Raw genomic sequence first — 1,084 nt, 5'->3', positions numbered from 1 at the left:
TCGCGGATGATTTCGGCGCTGTAAGACGTCGCCCACATGCTGAATTTGCGCCGGAACAGGTCGACGGCTTCCTGACGATCCTTGATCTTCCTGTGGCCCCCGGCGGCCGTCATGATGCCGTCTCCGACCCGATATGGGTTTCCCCATTTCGTCGGTCGGGCCACGATCACGGCATCAGGGTGGTCCTTCCGCCAAGGCCGGTCGCGCCGCATCTGCACTCTCTTCGGCATGCCCCGCTCCTAATCTGTGCTGTCGATCGCGTCATCGGATGCCGACGCACGGCCGTCGTGCCCGCAATGCACCCACCGCGTCACACGACCGCAGATGCACTCGGTGCGCTGCTTAAAGGCGCCGTCCTCGCGCCACATGATCGCCGGGGCAGCCCCGCAGTTCGGGCAGTTATCGTCGGCCATGTCGTAGAACCTCGGCTGTGCCCCGGGACTCTGAGCCCTACTCGGAAGGTTCGTCATCGAAGAGCAGTGCAATCGGGCCGAAGCACCACATGACGCCGACGGGACTGCCATCGGTGTATGTCGGCTCCCATTTCCCGATGCGCCAAGTGCGCGGGTCCGGGAAGAACGCTATTCCCCAGCTCATGTCAGGCGCTCCCGCGCGGTTGTGCCATATTCAGTTCGGCGGCCGCCCGAATTCGCTCGATGGCAGCATTCATCCGTCGCTTTTCGTGTACCTTCTCTGTGTCGCTCACGGTGGGGTCGAAGAGCACAGCGAGTGCCTTGCAACTGGCGCGCTGCGGGTCCATCGAGGTCATCCAGTTCGGCTGCCCAAGTGCTCAGGCCGAAGATCATGAACGCTTCGGCGGTGCATCCGATGGCGCGAGCGCCGTCCTCGACGCACTCCATCAGGTGAGCTTCTGCGATCCGGCGAAAGCGCTCGGACTCCTCCTCGTCGAAGCGGTATTCGGGTTTCCGCGGGTCGGTCATGGTGCTCTCCTTTCCCGGATCTTCATCGCGAGCTCACGCATCGTGATCTCGACCGCGCCCGCTGCGACCGCTGCGGCCCGCTTGGACTTCGAGATGTCAAAGTGTTCCCCGGCGGTGCCCGCCTTCTGGATCCAGCGGCGCGA

Annotated in this window: 3 protein-coding genes; all 3 read right to left on the bottom strand. The window is 63.9% G+C overall.

Features of this window, described 5'->3' with window-relative positions:
- Positions 1-230: DUF4326 domain-containing protein (locus RISW2_RS24420; RefSeq protein WP_156943998.1), on the bottom strand; the 230-nt coding region annotated here is incomplete at its 3' end.
- 363 nt (positions 231-593) lie between these two features.
- Positions 594-941, bottom strand: a complete 348-nt coding sequence (locus RISW2_RS24970; protein ID WP_156943997.1) for a hypothetical protein — start codon at positions 939-941, stop codon at positions 594-596.
- Entirely contained in the window at positions 938-1,072 is a 135-nt protein-coding gene (locus tag RISW2_RS24965; protein ID WP_280113194.1) for a DUF4031 domain-containing protein, read from the bottom strand. The genes RISW2_RS24970 and RISW2_RS24965 overlap by 4 nt, the downstream gene beginning before the upstream one ends.
- Positions 1,073-1,084 lie beyond the last annotated feature (12 nt).

The organism is Roseivivax isoporae LMG 25204, assembly GCF_000521865.1.
GTDB classification, from domain to species: Bacteria; Pseudomonadota; Alphaproteobacteria; order Rhodobacterales; family Rhodobacteraceae; genus Roseivivax; species Roseivivax isoporae.
Note: the sequence above shows the minus strand (reverse complement) of the source record. Positions and strands in the feature narration are given on the sequence as shown.